This window comes from Streptomyces sp. NPDC006487, from assembly GCF_042870555.1.
In the GTDB taxonomy this organism is placed as follows: domain Bacteria; phylum Actinomycetota; class Actinomycetes; order Streptomycetales; family Streptomycetaceae; genus Streptomyces.
The window spans coordinates 46114-64563 of the sequence record NZ_JBIAHN010000012.1 but is presented as its reverse complement, the minus strand read 5'-3'; the positions used below and the strand labels follow the sequence as shown (position 1 = coordinate 64563).

17 protein-coding genes are annotated in these 18450 nt (G+C 70.7%); 11 read left to right on the top strand and 6 right to left on the bottom strand.

Going from position 1 to position 18450, the window contains the following annotated elements; genetic code table 11:
• The first annotated feature begins 50 nt into the window (after positions 1-50).
• The 8 genes from ruvC (at position 51) to ACFYM0_RS21770 (ending at position 9424) form a co-directional block, all read left to right on the top strand.
• Complete coding sequence (gene ruvC, locus ACFYM0_RS21805) at positions 51-587, top strand: crossover junction endodeoxyribonuclease RuvC (RefSeq protein ID WP_388503745.1); 537 nt, start codon at positions 51-53, stop codon at positions 585-587.
• Positions 584-1216 carry a Holliday junction branch migration protein RuvA gene (gene ruvA / locus ACFYM0_RS21800; RefSeq protein ID WP_388503742.1) on the top strand — a complete coding sequence of 211 codons (633 nt, stop codon included), beginning with the start codon at positions 584-586 and terminating at the stop codon, positions 1214-1216. Before ruvC ends, ruvA begins: the two co-directional genes overlap by 4 nt.
• Positions 1217-1465: 249 nt before the next feature.
• Entirely contained in the window at positions 1466-2527 is a 1062-nt protein-coding gene (gene ruvB, locus ACFYM0_RS21795) for a Holliday junction branch migration DNA helicase RuvB (protein WP_327251803.1), read from the top strand.
• 165 nt (positions 2528-2692) lie between these two features.
• Complete coding sequence (gene yajC, locus ACFYM0_RS21790; RefSeq protein ID WP_388503740.1) at positions 2693-3160, top strand: preprotein translocase subunit YajC; 468 nt, start codon at positions 2693-2695, stop codon at positions 3158-3160.
• Positions 3161-3314: 154 nt separating this feature from the next.
• Positions 3315-5102: a protein translocase subunit SecD gene (secD, locus tag ACFYM0_RS21785; RefSeq protein WP_388503737.1), complete on the top strand. Its 1788-nt coding sequence runs from the start codon at positions 3315-3317 to the stop codon at positions 5100-5102.
• Positions 5103-5105: 3 nt separating this feature from the next.
• A complete protein-coding gene (secF, locus tag ACFYM0_RS21780) occupies positions 5106-6158 on the top strand; it encodes a protein translocase subunit SecF (RefSeq protein ID WP_388503734.1) in 1053 nt (350 codons plus the stop codon).
• Positions 6155-6709 carry an adenine phosphoribosyltransferase gene (locus ACFYM0_RS21775; RefSeq protein ID WP_243334256.1) on the top strand — a complete coding sequence of 185 codons (555 nt, stop codon included), beginning with the start codon at positions 6155-6157 and terminating at the stop codon, positions 6707-6709. Before secF ends, ACFYM0_RS21775 begins: the two co-directional genes overlap by 4 nt.
• A gap of 279 nt (positions 6710-6988) precedes the next feature.
• Entirely contained in the window at positions 6989-9424 is a 2436-nt protein-coding gene (locus ACFYM0_RS21770) for a RelA/SpoT family protein (RefSeq protein WP_388503731.1), read from the top strand.
• Between the two features lie 72 nt (positions 9425-9496).
• Here the strand turns inward: ACFYM0_RS21770 and ACFYM0_RS21765 are convergent, their stop codons facing one another.
• Both ACFYM0_RS21765 and ACFYM0_RS21760 read right to left on the bottom strand, forming a co-directional pair.
• Positions 9497-10726 (bottom strand): DUF349 domain-containing protein, encoded by a 1230-nt coding sequence (locus ACFYM0_RS21765; RefSeq protein WP_266876534.1) that lies wholly within the window; start codon positions 10724-10726, stop codon positions 9497-9499.
• Between the two features lie 209 nt (positions 10727-10935).
• Positions 10936-11724: a peptidylprolyl isomerase gene (locus ACFYM0_RS21760; protein ID WP_388503728.1), complete on the bottom strand. Its 789-nt coding sequence runs from the start codon at positions 11722-11724 to the stop codon at positions 10936-10938.
• Positions 11725-11877: 153 nt separating this feature from the next.
• Here ACFYM0_RS21760 and ACFYM0_RS21755 point away from each other — a divergent pair, with 153 nt between their 5' ends.
• Positions 11878-12588 (top strand): MBL fold metallo-hydrolase, encoded by a 711-nt coding sequence (locus ACFYM0_RS21755; RefSeq protein ID WP_274547944.1) that lies wholly within the window; start codon positions 11878-11880, stop codon positions 12586-12588.
• 10 nt (positions 12589-12598) lie between these two features.
• On the top strand, positions 12599-13858 hold the full coding sequence (gene hisS, locus ACFYM0_RS21750) for a histidine--tRNA ligase (RefSeq protein ID WP_388503725.1): 1260 nt from the start codon (positions 12599-12601) through the stop codon (positions 13856-13858).
• A gap of 168 nt (positions 13859-14026) precedes the next feature.
• Here the strand turns inward: hisS and ACFYM0_RS21745 are convergent, their stop codons facing one another.
• Genes ACFYM0_RS21745 through ACFYM0_RS21730 form a run of 4 tightly spaced genes read right to left on the bottom strand, consistent with a single transcriptional unit; the run spans position 14027 to position 17631 of the window.
• Positions 14027-14659: a response regulator gene (locus ACFYM0_RS21745; protein ID WP_388503722.1), complete on the bottom strand. Its 633-nt coding sequence runs from the start codon at positions 14657-14659 to the stop codon at positions 14027-14029.
• A 13-nt stretch (positions 14660-14672) separates the two neighbouring features.
• Positions 14673-15911 (bottom strand): sensor histidine kinase, encoded by a 1239-nt coding sequence (locus tag ACFYM0_RS21740; protein ID WP_388503720.1) that lies wholly within the window; start codon positions 15909-15911, stop codon positions 14673-14675.
• Positions 15869-16756: an ABC transporter permease gene (locus ACFYM0_RS21735; RefSeq protein ID WP_388503717.1), complete on the bottom strand. Its 888-nt coding sequence runs from the start codon at positions 16754-16756 to the stop codon at positions 15869-15871. Before ACFYM0_RS21735 ends, ACFYM0_RS21740 begins: the two co-directional genes overlap by 43 nt.
• A complete protein-coding gene (locus ACFYM0_RS21730) occupies positions 16753-17631 on the bottom strand; it encodes an ABC transporter ATP-binding protein (RefSeq protein WP_388503716.1) in 879 nt (292 codons plus the stop codon). Before ACFYM0_RS21730 ends, ACFYM0_RS21735 begins: the two co-directional genes overlap by 4 nt.
• Positions 17632-17782: 151 nt before the next feature.
• Here ACFYM0_RS21730 and ACFYM0_RS21725 point away from each other — a divergent pair, with 151 nt between their 5' ends.
• The gene (locus tag ACFYM0_RS21725) at positions 17783-18403 is read left to right on the top strand and encodes a vitamin K epoxide reductase family protein (protein ID WP_388503714.1); all 621 of its coding nucleotides are present in this window, start codon (positions 17783-17785) and stop codon (positions 18401-18403) included.
• Positions 18404-18450: the final 47 nt, after the last annotated feature.

Genomic DNA, 18450 nt, shown 5'->3' with positions numbered 1-18450 from the left:
CGTAGCTGTGCCTCGCGGCACGCACAGGAGATCGAAGAAGGGGGGCGGGTGTGCGCGTACTCGGTGTTGACCCGGGCCTGACCCGATGCGGTGTCGGTGTGGTCGAGGGGGTGGCGGGCCGCCCCCTGACGATGCTGGGCGTGGGAGTCGTACGGACGCCCGCGGACGCCGAGTTGGGCCACCGGCTCGTGGCGATCGAGCAGGGCATCGAGGAATGGCTCGACGAGTACCGTCCCGAAGTCGTGGCCGTGGAGCGGGTGTTCAGCCAGCACAACGTCAGCACGGTGATGGGCACCGCCCAGGCCAGCGCCGTCGCCATGCTGTGCGCCGCGCGGCGCGGCATACCGGTCGCGCTGCACACCCCGAGCGAGGTCAAGGCCGCCGTCACCGGCAGCGGTCGCGCCGACAAGGCGCAGGTCGGAGCCATGGTCACCCGGCTGCTGCGGCTGTCCGCCCCGCCCAAGCCCGCGGACGCCGCGGACGCCCTCGCCCTCGCCATCTGTCACATCTGGCGCGCCCCCGCGCAGAACCGCCTCCAGCAGGCCGTCAACCGGCATGCCAGCGCCCTGAAAGGCCGCACCACATGATCGCCTTCGTCAGCGGCACGGTCGCCGCGCTCGCTCCCACCCTGGCCGTCATCGAGGTCGGGGGAGTGGGCATGGCCGTGCACTGCACGCCGAACACCATCGCGGGCCTGCGGACCGGCGAGCCGGCGCGACTGGCGACGTCCCTGGTCGTACGGGAGGACTCGCTGACGCTGTACGGCTTCGCCGACGACGACGAGCGTCAGGTCTTCGAGCTCCTGCAGACCGCGAGCGGGGTCGGTCCGAAGCTCGCGCAGGCGATGCTCGGGGTGCACAGCCCGGACGCCCTGCGCGTCGCCGTCTCTGTGGGGGACGAGAAGGCGCTGATGGCCGTCTCCGGCATCGGCAAGAAGGGCGCGCAGAAGCTGCTGCTGGACCTGAAGGACAAGCTGGGCGCTCCGCTGGGGTCGAGCGGGATGGTCGGCGCGCAGCGGGCGGTGGCCTCCGGCCCGGCGCCGTGGTCGGAACAGCTGTCCGCCGCGCTGATCGGTCTGGGCTACGCGCCCCGCGACGCGGACGATGCCGTCTCCGCGGTGACCCCGCAGGCCGAGGCCGCGATCGCCGCAGGCGGCTCGGCTCCGGTTCCGCAGCTGCTGCGCGCCGCCCTGCAGTCCTTGAACCGGGCCCGCTGACACAGGTGCGGCGCCGTTGCCGGGGACCAGCCCCCGGACCCCCGCTCCCCAAACGCCGGAGGGGCTGAATAGGGCCGGAGTCCGGAGGGCCGGGATTGCCCCGAAGGGCGATCCGGCCCCGCCGGCGATTGAGTCGCGGGTCTGGGCGGAGCCCGGGAAACGGAGAAAGGGCGGGGCGGGGAGAATGCCCCGCAGGGCCGCCCGCACACGACGGACCACCGCACCACCCCGAGAAGGCAGACTGACACCGTGAACTGGGATGACGAGAGCGACGACCGGATCGTCGCAGCCGCGGCGGACGGCGAGGACACCGCCGTCGAGGCGGCACTGAGGCCCAAGGACCTCGGCGAGTTCGTCGGGCAGGAGAAGGTCCGCCAGCAGCTGGACCTGGTCCTGAAGGCGGCCCGCCAGCGCGGCGCCACTGCCGATCACGTGCTGCTGTCGGGCGCCCCGGGCCTGGGGAAGACCACCCTGTCCATGATCATCGCGGCCGAGATGGGCGCGCCCATCCGGATCACCTCCGGCCCCGCCATCCAGCACGCGGGCGATCTCGCCGCCATCCTCTCCTCCCTTCAGGAGGGCGAGGTCCTCTTCCTCGACGAGATCCACCGCATGTCCCGGCCGGCCGAGGAAATGCTCTACATGGCCATGGAGGACTTCCGCGTCGACGTGATCGTGGGCAAGGGGCCGGGGGCCACCGCCATCCCGCTCGAGCTGCCCCCGTTCACCCTCGTCGGTGCCACGACGAGGGCCGGCCTGCTCCCGCCGCCGCTGCGCGACCGCTTCGGCTTCACCGGCCACATGGAGTTCTACGCCCCCGAGGAGCTGGAGCGCGTCATCCACCGCTCCGCCCGGCTCCTCGACGTGGAGATCGACACCGCCGGCGCCGCCGAGATCGCCGGCCGCTCGCGCGGCACCCCCCGCATCGCCAACCGGCTGTTGCGCCGCGTCCGTGACTACGCCCAGGTCAGGGCGGACGGCGTGATCAACCGCGAGGTCGCCGGCACCGCCCTGAAGGTCTACGAGGTCGACGAGCGCGGGCTCGACCGGCTGGACCGGGCCGTCCTGGAGGCGCTCCTGAAGCTCTTCGGCGGGGGGCCCGTCGGCCTCTCGACGCTGGCCGTCGCCGTCGGCGAGGAGCGGGAGACCGTGGAAGAGGTGGCCGAGCCGTTCCTGGTCAGGGAGGGGCTGCTGGCCAGGACCCCGCGGGGGCGGGTCGCGACCCCGGCCGCATGGGCTCACCTGGGACTTGTTCCGCCACAGCAGGGCGGGAACGGATCAAGCGGACAACAGGGCCTCTTCGGGACCTGACGGCGCGGAGGTTCGCCCCCTCAGGAACTGCGGTGACATGCTGGGCGTTGTTCCATCGGTGTGGACTCGCCTAGACTCCGCCGATGCCGACCCTTACGGTCGGCGTACCCACCCCCCGTACAAAGGCCGTGCGCTTGTGCGGTCGATGCGAAGGACCTGCGTCCCTTGAATATCATGTCCCTCCTTCCGTTCGTGCTGATCATCGGGGCGATGTTCCTGCTGACCCGCAGCCAGAAGAAGAAGCAGCAGGCGGCCGTGCAGATGCGCGACCAGCTGACCGCCGGCACCGGCGTCCGCACCATCGGCGGCATGTACGCCACGGTGAAGGAAATCGGCGAGGACACCGTCACGCTCGAGGTGGCTCCCGGCGTCTACGCGCTCTACGCGAAGAACGCCATCGGCGCCGTGCTGGAGGACGAGGAGTACAACCGCATCGTCCACGGCATCACCGATGATCTGACGATCGACACGCCGGTCGTCCCGGACGACGCGTCCTCCCTGACCGGGGACGAGGCCCCCAAGCTCGACCTGGGCAAGAAGGACGAGCCCAAGGCCGACGAGCCCGCGGCGGAGGAGCCCAAGGGCGACGAGCCCAAGGACGGCAAGACCGACGGCGAGGCCGGCGCGAAGTAGCGCTGGGCCGGGGACCGTGCGGGGCGCCTGACCGGCAGCCCCGGCGGACCCCGCCAGTGACCCTTCTGCGGGGGGCAGGGGTCCCCACACACATTTCGGTGGCCGTCCACGCGCTGACCCGGCGCGGGACGGTTGGACAGGGAGATACGACAAGGTGGCAGCACCGAAGAAGGGCCGGCGGCCCACGGGGGCTCAGGGGAGGCCGGGGCGTTCCCTGGCCATCATCCTGATCGCGATGGTGGCGCTCACCGCGGGGATGTTCCTCACGAAGCAGACGACGCCGCGACTCGGCATCGACCTCGCCGGCGGTACGAGCATCACGCTCAAGGCCAAGAGCGAGCCCGGCAAGCCGGACGCGATCAACGAGACCAACATGAACACGGCGATCGGCATCATCGAACGCCGCGTCAACGGTCTCGGCGTTTCCGAGGCCGAGGTCCAGAAGCAGGGCCGCGACCACATCATCGTGAACATCCCCAAGGGGACGAACGAGCAGCAGGCGCGCGACCAGGTCGGTACCACCGCCCAGCTGTACTTCCGCCCCGTGCTCGCCACGGCGGAGGGTGCCCCGGTAGCCCCCGAGGCCAACCAGAGCGGCTCCCCGAGCGCCGCCCCGAGCGGCTCCGGCAGCCCGTCCGCCAGTGCGGCCACCCCGTCGTCCAGCGCCACTTCCCAGGGCCGTGCGGTCAGTGAGGGCCTCAAGGCCCCGAACGCGCCCTCTCCCTCGCCCTCGGCGAGCGGGTCGAAGAAGGCAGACGACAAGGCCACCCCGTCCACGTCGCCGTCCGCGCCGAGCGCCGACCAGGCCGCGGCCGCGGACCTGCAGGCGAAGTTCGCCGCGCTGAACTGCAGCGACGAGGCACAGCGCACCGCGGTCACCAAGAACGTGAAGCCCGAGGACCCGACGCTCGCCTGTGGCAAGCGCGACGGCGTCTGGTACAAGTGGGTGCTCGGCCCGGCGCAGGTCAACGGCCAGGACGTGAAGGACGCCAAGGGCATCATCGACCCGCAGCGCGGCATGTGGATCGTCACGATGCAGTTCACCGACAAGGGCGCCGACAAGTTCGCCAAGATCACCGGTGAGCTCGCGGCCAAGCAGGCCCCGCAGAACCAGTTCGCCATCGTGCTCGACGGCGAGGTCATCTCCGACCCGTCCGTCAGCCAGGCGCTGACCGGCGGCAACGCCGAGATCTCCGGCGGCTTCAACCAGCAGTCCGCGCAGGACCTGGGCAACATGCTCTCGTACGGCGCCCTGCCGCTGTCCTTCCAGGAGGACAGCGTCACCACCGTCTCCGCCGCGCTCGGCGGCGAGCAGCTGAAGGCCGGTCTCATCGCCGGCGCCATCGGCCTCGCCCTCGTCGTGATCTACCTGCTGGCGTACTACCGGGGCCTGGCGTTCGTCGCCATCATCAGCCTCATCGTCTCCGGCATCCTCACGTACACGATCATGGCGCTGCTGGGCAAGGGCATCGGCTTCGCGCTGAACCTGCCGGCCGTCTGTGGTGCGATCGTCGCGATCGGCATCACCGCGGACTCGTTCATCGTGTACTTCGAACGCATCCGGGACGAGATCCGCGAGGGCCGCACCCTGCGTCCGGCCGTCGAGCGCGCCTGGCCCCGTGCCCGTCGCACCATCCTGGTCTCCGACTTCGTGTCGTTCCTGGCGGCCGCGGTGCTGTTCATCGTCACCGTCGGCAAGGTGCAGGGCTTCGCCTTCACCCTGGGTCTGACCACCCTGCTCGACGTGGTCGTGGTGTTCCTCTTCACCAAGCCCGTCATGACGCTGCTGGCCCGTACGAACTTCTTCGCCAGCGGTCACCCGTGGTCCGGGCTGGACCCGAAGCGACTGGGCGCGAAGCCGCCGCTGCGACGCTCGCGTCGTACCGGCTCCGACGCGGCCGCCGCGACCGTCTCCGTTCCCGTCGACGCAAAGGAGGCGTGAGAGATGTCGAAGCTCGGAGATCTCGGCGCCAAGCTGTACCGAGGTGAGGTCGGCTACGACTTCGTCGGCAAGCGCTTCGTCTGGTACGGCGTTTCCATCCTGATCACCATCACGGCGATCGTGGCCCTGGCCGTTCAGGGCCTCAACATGGGCATCGAGTTCAAGGGTGGTGCCGTCTTCACCACCCCGAAGACCTCCATCTCGGAGACCCAGGCCCGCGAGGACGCGGAGAAGGCCTCCGGCCACGACGCGGTCGTCCAGAAGCTCGGCACCGGTGGCCTGCGCATCCAGATCTCGGATCTGGACACCAACGCCGCAGCCGACGTGAAGGCCAAGCTCGCCGACGGCTTCAAGATTGACGCGGGTCAGATCAACGCGGACCTGGTCGGCCCCAGCTGGGGCGAGCAGATCGCCAACAAGGCCTGGACGGGCCTCGGCGTCTTCATGGTCCTCGTGGTGATCTACCTGGCCATCGCCTTCGAGTGGCGGATGGCCATCGCGGCGCTGATCGCGCTGATCCACGACCTCACCATCACCGTCGGCGTGTACGCGCTGGTCGGCTTCGAGGTGACCCCGGGCACGGTCATCGGTCTGCTGACCATCCTCGGTTACTCCCTCTACGACACCGTCGTCGTCTTCGACGGTCTCAAGGAGGGTTCGAAGGACATCACCAAGCAGACCCGCTGGACGTACAGCGAGGTCGCCAACCGCAGCATCAACGGCACGCTGGTCCGCTCCATCAACACCACCGTCGTCGCGCTGCTCCCGGTCGGGGCGCTGCTCTTCATCGGCGGCGGCTTCCTGGGCGCGGGCATGCTCAACGACATCTCGCTGTCGCTCTTCGTCGGCCTTGCGGCCGGCGCCTACTCGTCGATCTTCATCGCGACCCCGCTGGTCGTGGACCTGAAGGAGCGCGAGCCGGCGATGAAGGCCCTGAAGAAGCGGGTGCTCGCCAAGCGGGCGTCGGCGGAGGCCAGGGGCGAGTCGCCCGACGACGCCGGGACCGAAGGTACGCCCGAGGTCGTGGCGCAGGGCCGGTCGGGACGGCGCCGGTGACCGCGGAGCTTCCCTCCGGCGTACGGGACCTGCTGCTCAGCCGGATCACGGACGTGGCGGACTACCCGAAGCCGGGCGTGATGTTCAAGGACATCACCCCGCTGCTGGCCGACCCGAAGGCGTTCGGCGCCCTCACGGACGCGCTGGTGGCCCTGGCCGGGCAGTACGGAGCGACGAAGATCGTCGGGCTGGAGGCGCGGGGATTCATCCTGGCGGCTCCGGTGGCCGTGCAGGCGGGCATCGGCTTCGTGCCGGTCCGCAAGGCCGGGAAGCTGCCCGGGGCGACGCTCCTGCAGTCCTACGACCTGGAGTACGGGTCGGCGGAGATCGAGATCCACGCGGAGGCGCTGTGCGCCGACGACCGGGTCATGGTCATCGACGACGTGCTGGCCACCGGTGGCACCGCGGCCGCCTCGCTGGAGCTGATCCGGCGGGCCGGGGCGGAGGTCGCCGGGGTCGCGGTCCTGATGGAACTCTCGTTCCTGCCGGGCCGTGAGCGGCTGGCGCCGACGCTGGGCGATGCTCCGCTCGACGCGCTGATCGTGGTCTGACCGCACTGTTCCACGAAGCGGGCGTGCACCGGGAAATCCCGGAGCACGCCCGCTTCGGCGTGTGCGGGCCGCTGTGCGGTCGTCCGTCCCCTACCCCGCCCTTCCACCTTTCCCCGGGGCTCCGGCCCGGACCCCGGTCCCCCAACGCCGGACGGGCTGATTCGCGCAGGCTCGGGGAACGGGGTGGCGCAACCCTCGCTACGATGGGTTATCCGGACCGGACACGGGCACCGGATCCTCCCCCACACCCCGTGCGGGGGGACCCCCTGAGGAGCGCTCTTGCCAGACGAGGTCCAGCCAATCTCCGCCGCGCAGCCCGACCCGGAGGCCGAGCAGCCGGCCGCGGCCGCCGCCGCCACGCCCCCGCCGGCTCCGCCGGCCCTGCCGGTCAAGCCCGCGTCCGCGAAGTCGGCAGGGTCCTCCAATCGGGTGCGCGCCCGGCTGGCCCGCCTCGGTGGACAGCGCTCCAACCCGTACAACCCGGTCCTGGAACCGCTGCTCCGCATAGTCCGCAGCAACGACCCGAAGATCGAGACGGCCACCCTGCGCCAGATCGAGCAGGCGTACCAGGTCGCCGAGCGCTGGCACCGCGGCCAGAAGCGCAAGAGCGGCGACCCGTACATCACCCACCCGCTCGCGGTGACCACGATCCTCGCCGAGCTGGGCATGGACCCGGCCACGCTGATGGCGGGACTGCTCCACGACACGGTCGAGGACACCGAGTACGGGCTGGAGGACCTGCGGCGCGACTTCGGCGACGCGGTGACCCTGCTCGTCGACGGAGTCACCAAGCTCGACCGGGTCAAGTTCGGCGAGGCCGCCCAGGCCGAGACCGTCCGCAAGATGGTCGTGGCGATGGCCAAGGACCCCCGGGTCCTCGTGATCAAGCTCGCCGACCGGCTGCACAACATGCGCACCATGCGCTACCTCAAGCGGGAGAAGCAGGAGAAGAAGGCCCGCGAGACCCTTGAGATCTACGCCCCGCTGGCGCACCGGCTGGGCATGAACACCATCAAGTGGGAGCTGGAGGACCTCGCCTTCGCGATCCTCTACCCCAAGATGTACGACGAGATCGTGCGGCTGGTGGCCGAAAGGGCACCCAAGCGGGACGAGTACCTCACCGTCGTCACCGACGAGGTGATGGCCGATCTCCGGGCCGCCCGCATCAAGGCCACCGTCACCGGGCGCCCCAAGCACTACTACAGCGTCTACCAGAAGATGATCGTGCGCGGCCGCGACTTCGCCGAGATCTACGACCTGGTCGGCATCCGGGTCCTCGTCGACACCGTCCGGGACTGCTACGCCGCCCTCGGCACCGTGCACGCGCGATGGAACCCGGTCCCCGGCCGGTTCAAGGACTACATCGCGATGCCGAAGTTCAACATGTACCAGTCGCTCCACACGACGGTCATCGGACCCAGCGGCAAGCCCGTCGAGCTCCAGATCCGCACCTTCGACATGCACCGCCGTGCCGAGTACGGCATCGCCGCGCACTGGAAGTACAAGCAGCAGACCGTCGCCGGCACCTCGAAGGTACGCACCGACGTGCCGCAGGCGGCCAAGGGCAGCGCGGGCCACGACACCGTCAACGACATGGCCTGGCTGCGCCAGCTGCTGGACTGGCAGAAGGAGACCGAGGACCCCAGCGAGTTCCTCGACTCCCTGCGCTTCGACCTCTCGCGCAACGAGGTCTTCGTCTTCACGCCCAAGGGCGACGTCATCGCCCTGCCGGCCGGAGCCACCCCCGTCGACTTCGCGTACGCCGTCCACACCGAGGTCGGCCACCGGACCATAGGGGCACGGGTCAACGGGCGGCTCGTACCGCTCGAATCGACCCTCGACAACGGCGACCTGGTCGAGGTCTTCACCTCCAAGGCCGAGGGCGCCGGCCCGTCCCGCGACTGGCTGGGCTTCGTCAAGTCCCCCCGGGCGCGCAACAAGATCCGGGCCTGGTTCTCCAAGGAGCGCCGCGACGAGGCGATCGAACACGGCAAGGACGCCATCGCGCGGGCCATGCGCAAGCAGAACCTGCCGATCCAGCGCATCCTGACCGGGGACTCCCTCGTCACCCTCGCGCACGAGATGCGCTACCCCGACATCTCCTCGCTCTACGCGGCGATCGGCGAGGGCCACGTCACCGCACAGAACGTGGTCCAGAAGCTGGTCCAGGCCCTCGGCGGCGAGGACGCGGCCAACGAGGACATCGAGGACAGCATCCCGCCGGCCCGCGGCCGCAGCACCCGCCGCGGAAACGCCGACCCCGGCGTGGTGGTCAAGGGCGTCGAGGACGTGTGGGTCAAGCTGGCCCGCTGCTGCACCCCGGTGCCGGGCGACCCGATCGTCGGCTTCGTCACGCGCGGCAGCGGCGTCTCCGTCCACCGCGCGGACTGCGTCAACGTGGACTCCCTCTCCCAGGAGCCCGAGCGCATGCTCGAGGTCGAATGGGCGCCCACCCAGTCCTCCGTGTTCCTGGTCGCCATCCAGGTCGAGGCGCTGGACCGGTCCCGGCTCCTGTCGGACGTCACCCGGGTCCTGTCGGACCAGCACGTGAACATCCTGTCGGCGGCCGTGCAGACCTCCCGCGACCGGGTGGCCACCTCCCGGTTCACCTTCGAGATGGGCGACCCGAAGCACCTGGGCCACGTCCTGAAGGCCGTACGGGGCGTCGAGGGCGTCTACGACGTCTACCGCGTCACCTCGGCCCGCCGGCCTTAGCGGCGCGCATGTGAAGGGGCCCCGGTACGCACTGCGTACCGGGGCCCCTTCACATGCCGGGTGGCGGGGAAATCAGCCGCCGAACTCCTCGAGGCCCTTCAGCGCCTGGTCCAGCAGGGCCTGACGGCCCTCCAGCTCCCGGGACAGCTTGTCGGCCTTGGAGTTGTTGCCCTGCGCGCGCGCCGCGTCGATCTGGCCGCGGAGCTTGTCGACCGCCGCCTGCAGCTGACCCGTCAGACCGGCCGCACGGGCCCGCGCCTCCGGGTTCGTACGGCGCCACTCGCCCTCCTCGGCCTCCTGGATGGCCCGCTCGACGGTGTGCATCCGGCCCTCGACCTTGGGACGTGCGTCCCGCGGTACGTGGCCGATGGCCTCCCAGCGCTCGTTCAGGGAGCGGAACGCGGCACGGGCCGCCTTCAGGTCCGTGATCGGGACGAGCTTCTCGGCCTCGTCGGCCAGCTCCTCCTTCAGCTTCAGGTTCTCCACCTGCTCGGCGTCGCGCTCCGCGAACACCTCGCTGCGGGCCGCGAAGAACACGTCCTGGGCGCCGCGGAAACGGTTCCACAGGTCGTCCTCGGACTCGCGCTGCGCGCGGCCCGCGGCCTTCCAGTTCTCCATCAGCTCGCGGTAGCGCGCGGCCGTCGGACCCCAGTCGGTCGACTTCGACAGCGACTCGGCCTCCGCGACCAGCTTCTCCTTGACCTTGCGGGCGTCCTCGCGCTGCGCGTCGAGCGAGGCGAAGTGGGCCTTGCGGCGCTTGGAGAAGGCGGAGCGGGCGTGCGAGAAGCGGTGCCACAGCTCGTCGTCCGACTTGCGGTCGAGGCGGGGCAGACCCTTCCAGATGTCCACCAGGGCCCGCAGCCGCTCGCCGGCGCTGCGCCACTGGTCGCTCTGCGCCAGCTCCTCGGCCTCGGCCACCAGCGCGTCCTTGGCCGTACGGGCCTCGTCCGTCTGCTTGGCCTTCTGGACCTTGCGCTCCTCGCGGCGCGAGTCCACGGTCGACACCAGCTTGTCCAGCCGGACGCGCAGCGCGTCGAGGTCGCCGACGGCGTGGTGCTCGTCCACCTGCGTCCGCAGGTGCTCGATGGCCGTCTGGGCGTCCTTGGCGGCCAGATCGGTGGTCCGCACCCGTCGTTCGAGGAGGCCGATCTCGACCACCAGGCCCTCGTACTTGCGCTCGAAGTAGGCCAGGGCCTCCTCCGGTGTGCCGGCCTGCCACGAGCCGACGACCTTCTCGCCATCCGCAGTTCGCACGTACACGGTGCCGGTCTCGTCGACTCGGCCCCACGGGTCGCTGCTCACAGCGCCTCCTCCACCTGATGCCTTGCGAGGGGTTCACCCCCTGGGCATCGTCCACAGTTTCCTGGGGCGGGCCGCGCCCGCCCTGCACAACGCCAACATAGGCGACCGCCGGGCCGGCTGTCCGCATCCAGCACGACGGAATATCGCCGTACCGGAGCGCCGTCGAGGAATTCGAGGAGACAGCCCGGGCCCGGGGCGCCCGGTCCCGGTCAGTTCTTGGTGACGGTGCCCTTCTCGATGGTCACGGGGGTCTTGGGGGCCCCGTCCTGGCCGCCGTCGGCCGTACCGGCCTTGGCCACCTCTTCGAGCACCTTCAGACCGGCCGCGTCGATCTTGCCGAAGGGGGTGTACGTCGGGGGGAGCGGGCTGTCCTTGTAGACGAGGAAGAACTGGCTGCCGCCCGAGCCGGGCTGGCCGGTGTTGGCCATCGCGACCGTGCCCGCCGGGTAGACGACCTGGCCCGTCGCGTTGGGCTTGCCCAGCGCGTCGAGGTTCTCGTCGGCGATGGTGTAGCCGGGGCCGCCGCTGCCGGTGCCCTGCGGGTCACCGCACTGCAGGACGAAGATCCCGCCCGTGGTCAGGCGGTGGCACTTGGTGTTGTCGAAGAAGTTCTTGTCGGCGAGCGACTTGAACGAGTTGACCGTCTGCGGGGTCTTCGCCGCGTCCATCTCGAACTTGACGTCGCCGGCGCTGGTCTTCAGGTCGAAGGTGTACTTCGCCTTGGCGTCGATCGCCATCGCCGGGGAGGGGGACTGCTGCGGGGTGGGCGAGGCCGAGGCCGAGGGGGTCGCGGCCGGGTCGGCCGCCTCGTCCTTCTTGTCCTTGTCGAACACACCGCCGGCCACGAGGCCGACCACCGCGGCAACGACCACGGCCACCGCCGCACCGATCACGGCCAGCCGCTTGCGCGACTTCTGCCGCGCTTCGGCACGCCGCTTCTGCTGGCGTTCGTACTTCTCCCTGGCGAGCTGGCGCCGCCGCTGATCGCTCGTGACCACCGGGTCGTCTCCTTGTGCGTATCTGATACCACTGTCCGGGCTGGGTTAGGCCGTACCGTATATGGGTTCGCTGTGTAATGAGCGGCGCCGGTAGGCTCTGAGCAGCAGCATTCCGAACTGCAGCCTCCCGCCGGACGACGATTGAGGACGAACGTGCTGATTGCCGGATTCCCCGCCGGGGCCTGGGGGACCAACTGTTACGTGGTCGCCCCCGCCGCCGGTGAGGAGTGCGTCATCATCGACCCGGGCCACCAGGCCACCCAGGGCGTCGAAGAGACGTTGAAGAAGCATCGGCTCAAGCCCGTCGCGGTCGTCCTCACCCATGGCCACATCGATCATGTGGCCTCGGTGGTCCCGGTGTGCGGAGCACACGACGTACCGGCCTGGATCCACCCCGAGGACCGCTTCATGATGAGCGACCCGGAGAAGGCCCTCGGCCGTTCCCTCGGCGCCCAGCTCATGGGCGAGCTCACGGTGGGGGAGCCCTCCGACGTCAAGGAGCTCACCGACGGTGCGCGGCTCGCCCTGGCCGGCATGGAGCTCACCGTGTCGCACGCCCCCGGCCATACCAGGGGGTCGGTGACCTTCGGGATGCCCGCGGCCGCGGACATCCCGCCGCTGCTGTTCTCGGGCGACCTGCTCTTCGCCGGCTCCATCGGGCGTACCGACTTCCCCGGCGGCAGCCACGCCGACATGCTCGAGTCGCTGGCCCGCGTGTGCCTGCCGCTCGACGATTCGACCGTGGTGCTGCCCGGACACAACGAGCACACGACCATTGGCCGTGAGCGAGCCACCAACCCGTACCTGCGGCAGGTGGCCGCCGGCCTGGGAGACGGCTTCACGTCTCCACGACGAGGAATGTGACGAGAGTTTCGTGAGTACTTTTCAGGCCCCCAAGGGCACGTACGACCTGCTGCCGCCCCGCTCGGCCACCTTCCTGGCGGTGCGCGAGGCGATCTCCGCGCCCCTGAAGAACTCCGGCTACGGGTACGTCGAGACCCCCGGCTTCGAGAACGTCGAACTCTTCTCGCGCGGCGTCGGCGAGTCCACCGACATCGTCAGCAAGGAGATGTACACCCTCACGACGAAGGGCGGCGACCAGCTCGCGCTGCGCCCCGAGGGCACCGCCTCCGTGCTCCGCGCCGCCCTGCAGGGCAACCTGCACAAGCTCGGCGGCCTGCCCGTCAAGCTCTGGTACTCCGGCTCCTACTACCGCTACGAGCGGGCGCAGGCGGGCCGCTACCGTCACTTCTCCCAGGTCGGCGCCGAGGCGATCGGAGCCGAGGACCCGGCGCTGGACGCCGAGCTGATCATCCTGGCCGACCAGGCGTACCGCTCGCTGGGGCTGCGCAACTTCCGCATCCTGCTGAACTCGCTCGGCGACAAGGAGTGCCGCCCGGTGTACCGGGAGGCCCTCCAGGCCTTCCTGCGCGGGCTCGACCTCGACGCGGAGACCGTGCGCCGGGCCGAGATCAACCCGCTCCGCGTGCTGGACGACAAGCGGGCCGACGTGCAGAAGCAGCTCGTCGGCGCTCCGATGCTGCGCGATTACCTCTGCGACGCCTGCAAGGCGTACCACGAGGAGGTGCGGGCGCTGGTGACGGCGGCCGGGGTCGCCTTCGAGGACGACGAGAAGCTCGTGCGAGGCCTGGACTACTACACCCGCACCACCTTCGAGTTCGTCCACGACGGTCTGGGTTCCCAGTCCGCGGTGGGCGGCGGCGGCCGCTACGACGGCCTCTCCGAGATGATCGGCGGACCGGCGCTGCCTTCGGTGGGCTGGGCGCTGGGCGTGGACCGTACGGTGCTGGCGCTCGAAGCCGAGGGCGTCGAACTGGACATCCCGTCCGCGACCTCCGTCTTCGCGGTCGCGCTCGGCGCGGCGAAGCCGGTGCTGTTCGGTCTGGTGACCGAGCTGCGCCGGGCCGGTGTCGCGGCGGACATCTCGTACGGGGGCAAGGGCCTCAAGGGTGCGATGAAGGACGCGAACCGGAGCGGGGCGCGGTTCGCGGTGGTCGCGGGAGACCGTGACCTCGAAGAGGGCGTGGTCCAGCTGAAGGACATGCAGTCCGGGGAGCAGACGCCGGTGGCTCTCGCCGAGGTGGTCGCCACGGTCCAGGCGCGCCTGGGCTGAGGTTCCCTGCCCGGTGGGGCGGGGCCGGGGGATCCGCTTCGCGGAACTCTCCCCGCCCCGCCCCTTCGCCGTTTGTGGGCACGGGCGCGCAGCGCACGTACGGGTCCGGGCGGAGCCCGGGGAACGGTGGAAGGGCGGGTAGGGGACAGCCCCGCGTAGCGGACGTCGTTACAGCACGCCGTGCCGCATGGCCGTGGTCACCGCCGCGGTGCGGTCCGTGACCTCCAGCTTTCCGAAGATGCGGAGCATGTGGGTCTTGACCGTGGACTCCGCCACGAACAGGCGGCGGCCGATCTCGGCATTGGTCGCGCCCTCCGCGACCAGCCGGAGCACCGCCACCTCGCGCTCCGACAGCCGCGGCAGTGACGGGCGGGTGCGGAGCCGGTCCACCAGGCGGCCGGCCACCGTCGGGGCCAGGACCGTCTCGCCGCGCACGGCAGCCCGGATCGCGGCCGCCAGTTCCGCCCGCGCCATGTCCTTCAGCAGGTAGCCCGCCGCCCCCGCTTCCACCGCGCGCAGGATGTCCCGGTCCTCCTCGTAGGTGGTCAGCACCACCACCCGTACCGGCAGCCGGGCCGCCGTGATGCGGGCGATCGATTCGACTCCGTCGCCGCCCGGCATCCGCAGGTCCATCAGGATCAGGTCCAGGCCGCCTTCGGGGACCAGCCGCGCGGCCAGCGCCTCCGCCTGCGGGCCGCTCGAGGCCTCCGCCACGACCTCCAGGTCCGGTTCGGCGGCGAGCATGCCGCGCAGGCCCTCCCGTACCACCGGGTGGTCGTCGGCCAGCAGGATGCGGATCATGTCGTACGGCTCCTCAGCGGATCGGGAGGGTGACGGTGACGGTGGTGCCGGCCGAGGGGGCACTGTCGACCGTCGCGGCGCCGCCCACCTCCGCCGCGCGGGCGAACAGCCCCCGCAGTCCGTAGCCCGGTGCGGGGGCAGCCGGATCGAAGCCCCGCCCGGTGTCCCGGACCGTGAGGGTCAGCTCCGAGCCGCCGTAGGCGAGGGACACCGTGCAAGGCGTCTGCGGTCCGGCGTGCTTGGCCGCGTTCGACAGGGATTCCTGGCAGGACCGCAGGGCCACGACTTCCAGTACCGCGGCCAGGGTCCGGACCTCCCCGGTCACAGAGACGGCCGCCGGCGGATCGTGCCGGGCCGCGAGCCGCCGTACCGCGTCGGGCAGCGAACCGCCGTCGAGATCGGCGGGCGCGCCGCCCGCGACCAGCGCACGGGCCTCGGCCAGGTTCTGCCGGGCGGTGACGGCCATCAGCTCCAGATGGCGCCGCGCCCGCTCCGGATCGGTGTCCAGCTCCGACTGCACGGCCTGTACGAGCATCAGCAGACTGGTGAAGCCCTGGGCGAGGGTGTCGTGGATCTCACGGGACATGTGTTCCCTTGTCGCATGGGCGCCGCGTTCGGCGGAGAGCCGGGCCACCTCCTCCCGGCTGGCGTCGAGCTCGGCGATGAGGGAGGCACGGTCCTGGCTCTGCTCGATGATCCGGACGGTCCAGGCACCGAAGAAGGCGGAGAAGGCGAAGGTGACGAGCGCGCTGATCACGCTCACGAAGACGTGGTTCCCCTCCGGCCGCCACAACAGCGCCCAGCCGGCCACCGGCAGCAGCGACACCAGGGCCACCGCACCGATCGCGCGCCTCAGGGGCAGCAGCATGAAGCACTGCGGGGCGAGGGCGAAGGTGATCAGCCGGGTCTCGCCGGCGAGGGAGGCGGCAGGCAGGAAGAGGGCCAGCGCCACGCCCAGGTAGCGGGCGGACGAGCGCGGTTCGGCGCCGGGCACCTGTACGAGCAGCGGGCGTCCGGCGCTGAGGAACCAGGGGACCAGGAGTGCGAGCAGGCCCACGGCGAGGACCCGGTACGGCAGCGCCGGGAAGTCCGCGCCGAGGACGAAGGCCGCGGTGGCGAACCACACGACCGCGAAGTAGAGGATCCACGGCCCGAACGCGCGGTCCCAGACGTGGGACTCGCGCGCTCCGGCCGCCTTGGCGAAGCCGGTCAGCCGTCGCGCCGGTTCTTCCACTTGAAGGTCAGCAGGCACAGCACCAGCCCCCCGAGCACCCAGGCCCCCAGGACCAGGGCGACCCGCCCATACTCCCAGCCGCCGGCCTGTTCGAGAACGGCCGCGGACTCCGGCAGGAACACCCCGCGCAGCCCCTGGCACATCCACTTGAGCGGGAACAGCGCACCGATGTTCAGCAGCCAGTCGGGGATCTGGTGGACCGGGATGAACACCCCGGAGACGAACTGCAGGATCAGGAACGGCAGGACCACGACCGAGCTGGCGCTCTTGCCGGACTTGGGCAGGCTGCTGATCGCGATGCCGAGCAGGGCGCAGCCGGCCAGGCCCAGGACGAAGATCCAGGCGAACGTCAGCCACTTCGAGGCGGACGTCGGCAGATCGAGGTCGAACAGGGTGGAGCCGACCAGCAGCAGGATCGCGGTCTCGGCGAGGCCGGTGGCCAGCACCATCCACACCTTGCCGAGGAAGTACGCCGCCGGCGGCATCGGGGTCCCGCGCAGCCGGCGCAGCACCTTCTCGTCGCGTTCGACGGCGATCGAGATGCCGAGGGACTGGAAGCTGGTGGACATGATGCCGGCGGCGACCATGCCGGCCGCGTACATCTGGGAGGCGGTGACCCCGGTGCCTTCCATGCCTTCGCTGAAGATCGAGGCGAAGAGCGCGAGGAAGACGATGGGGAAGGCGAAGGTGAAGATCACCGCGTCGCGCTGGCGGACGAACTGCCGGATTTCCAGCGCCCCGCGGCTCACACCGAGCGACCAGGCGCCGGGCGGCGTCCCGGCCCCGTTCCTGCCCGTGCGCGCGCCCGGGGACTTGCCCGTACCCGTACCCCTACCCGTACCGGTACCCGTCTGCGTGCTCATCGGGACTCCTCCTGCGGCGTCGTGTTCCGGTCGAGCTGACCCGTGAGGCGCAGGTACACGTCCTCCAGGGTGGGGCGGGTGATCCTGAGGTCCGGGACCTCCCCGTCGAAGCGGGCCGCCAGTTCGGCGACCGTACGGGTGGGCGTATCGGTGGAGGCGCTGCGCGTGCTGCCGTCCCGGTCGGTCCACTCGACGGTGGCGCCGGTCCCGAGGCGGGCGCGCAGTGCGGCCGGCTCGCCCTCGGCCACGACCTTGCCGCGGGCGATGACAGCGAGCCGGCCGGCGAGGGCCTCGGCCTCCTCCAGGTAGTGGGTGGTGAGCACGATGGTGGTGCCCGAGTCGGACAGCAGCCGGATCAGGTCCCAGAACTGCCGCCGGGCCGCCGGGTCGAAGCCGGTCGTGGGCTCGTCCAGGAGCAGCAGCTCGGGGTCGCCGATGATGCCGAGCGCCACGTCGAGGCGGCGCCGCTGGCCGCCGGAGAGGGTCTTGAGCCGATGGCCGCGCTTGTCCTCCAGGCCGACCAGGGCGATCACCTCGGCGGGATCGCGCGGGGCCGGGTAGTAGCGGGCGAAGTGCTCGACCGTCTCCCGTACCGTCAGTTCGGCGGGCGCCGACTCGTCCTGCCAGACGATGCCGACGCGCGAGCGCCAGGCCCGGCCGGCGGTCGCCGGGTCCGCGCCGAGGACGAGCACCTCGCCGCCGTCCCGCTCCCGGTGGCCCTGGAGTATTTCCACCGTCGTGCTCTTGCCGGCGCCGTTGGGCCCCAGGAGGCCGAAGACCTCGCCCCGCCGGATCGTCAGGTCCAGTCCGTCCACTGCGGTGACCTCGCCGTACTGCTTGCGGAGCCCCCGTACTTCCACCGCGTTCTCTGTCATGTCTCCCATGGTGTGGCGGAAGCCCGCCCACCGGTCCCCCCGTGCGTACCTCCTCCTGTCCGTCGAACGATGGACAGGAGGAGTGGACGGTACGGCCCGGTACGGCACAATGGCCGGTGCTTGTTGACCTTGCAGATGTGGAGCGGGCCGGATGACGACACGAGGGACCGATACGGACACCGTCGAGCCGCGGACGGCCGTCGGCGGCAGCCGGGCGCTCGCCCTGCTGCTGGTGATCACGGGAGCCGCGGGACTGCTCGCCGCCTGGGTGATCACGATCGACAAGTTCAAGCTGCTGGAGGATCCGGACTTCGTCCCGGGCTGCAGCCTCAACCCGATCGTCTCCTGCGGCAACATCATGAAGAGCGACCAGGCGTCGGTCTTCGGCTTCCCGAACCCGATGCTGGGGCTGGTGGCCTACGGCATGGTCGTCTGCGTCGGCATGAGCCTGCTCGCACGGGCGCGCTTCCCGCGCTGGTACTGGCTCACCCTGAACGCCGGGATGCTCTTCGGCGTCGGCTTCTGCACCTGGCTGATGTACCAGTCGCTCTACACCATCAACTCCCTGTGCCTGTGGTGCTGCCTGGCCTGGGTCGCCACCATCGTCATGTTCTGGTACGTCACCTCGCACAACGTCCGCAACCGGCTGCTGCCGGCCCCGGGCTTGCTGCGGGGCTTCTTCGACGAGTTCACCTGGGTGCTGCCCGTCCTGCACATCGGGATCATCGGGATGCTGATCCTGACCCGCTGGTGGGACTTCTGGACCTCCTGACCCCCTGACCTGCTGGCCGCCCGACGGGCCGATCGGTCCGGGCGGGA

Excerpts from the sequence above, each read along its gene's own strand:
- ruvA (WP_388503742.1), top strand. The coding sequence starts at position 584 with ATGATCGCCTTCGTCAGCGGCACGGTCGCCGCGCTCGCTCCCACCCTG.
- secF (WP_388503734.1), top strand. The coding sequence starts at position 5,106 with ATGTCGAAGCTCGGAGATCTCGGCGCCAAGCTGTACCGAGGTGAGGTC.
- ACFYM0_RS21745 (WP_388503722.1), bottom strand. The coding sequence starts at position 14,659 with ATGATCCGCATCCTGCTGGCCGACGACCACCCGGTGGTACGGGAGGGC.
- ACFYM0_RS21735 (WP_388503717.1), bottom strand. The coding sequence starts at position 16,756 with ATGAGCACGCAGACGGGTACCGGTACGGGTAGGGGTACGGGTACGGGC.
- ACFYM0_RS21730 (WP_388503716.1), bottom strand. The coding sequence starts at position 17,631 with ATGACAGAGAACGCGGTGGAAGTACGGGGGCTCCGCAAGCAGTACGGC.
- ACFYM0_RS21725 (WP_388503714.1), top strand. The coding sequence starts at position 17,783 with ATGACGACACGAGGGACCGATACGGACACCGTCGAGCCGCGGACGGCC.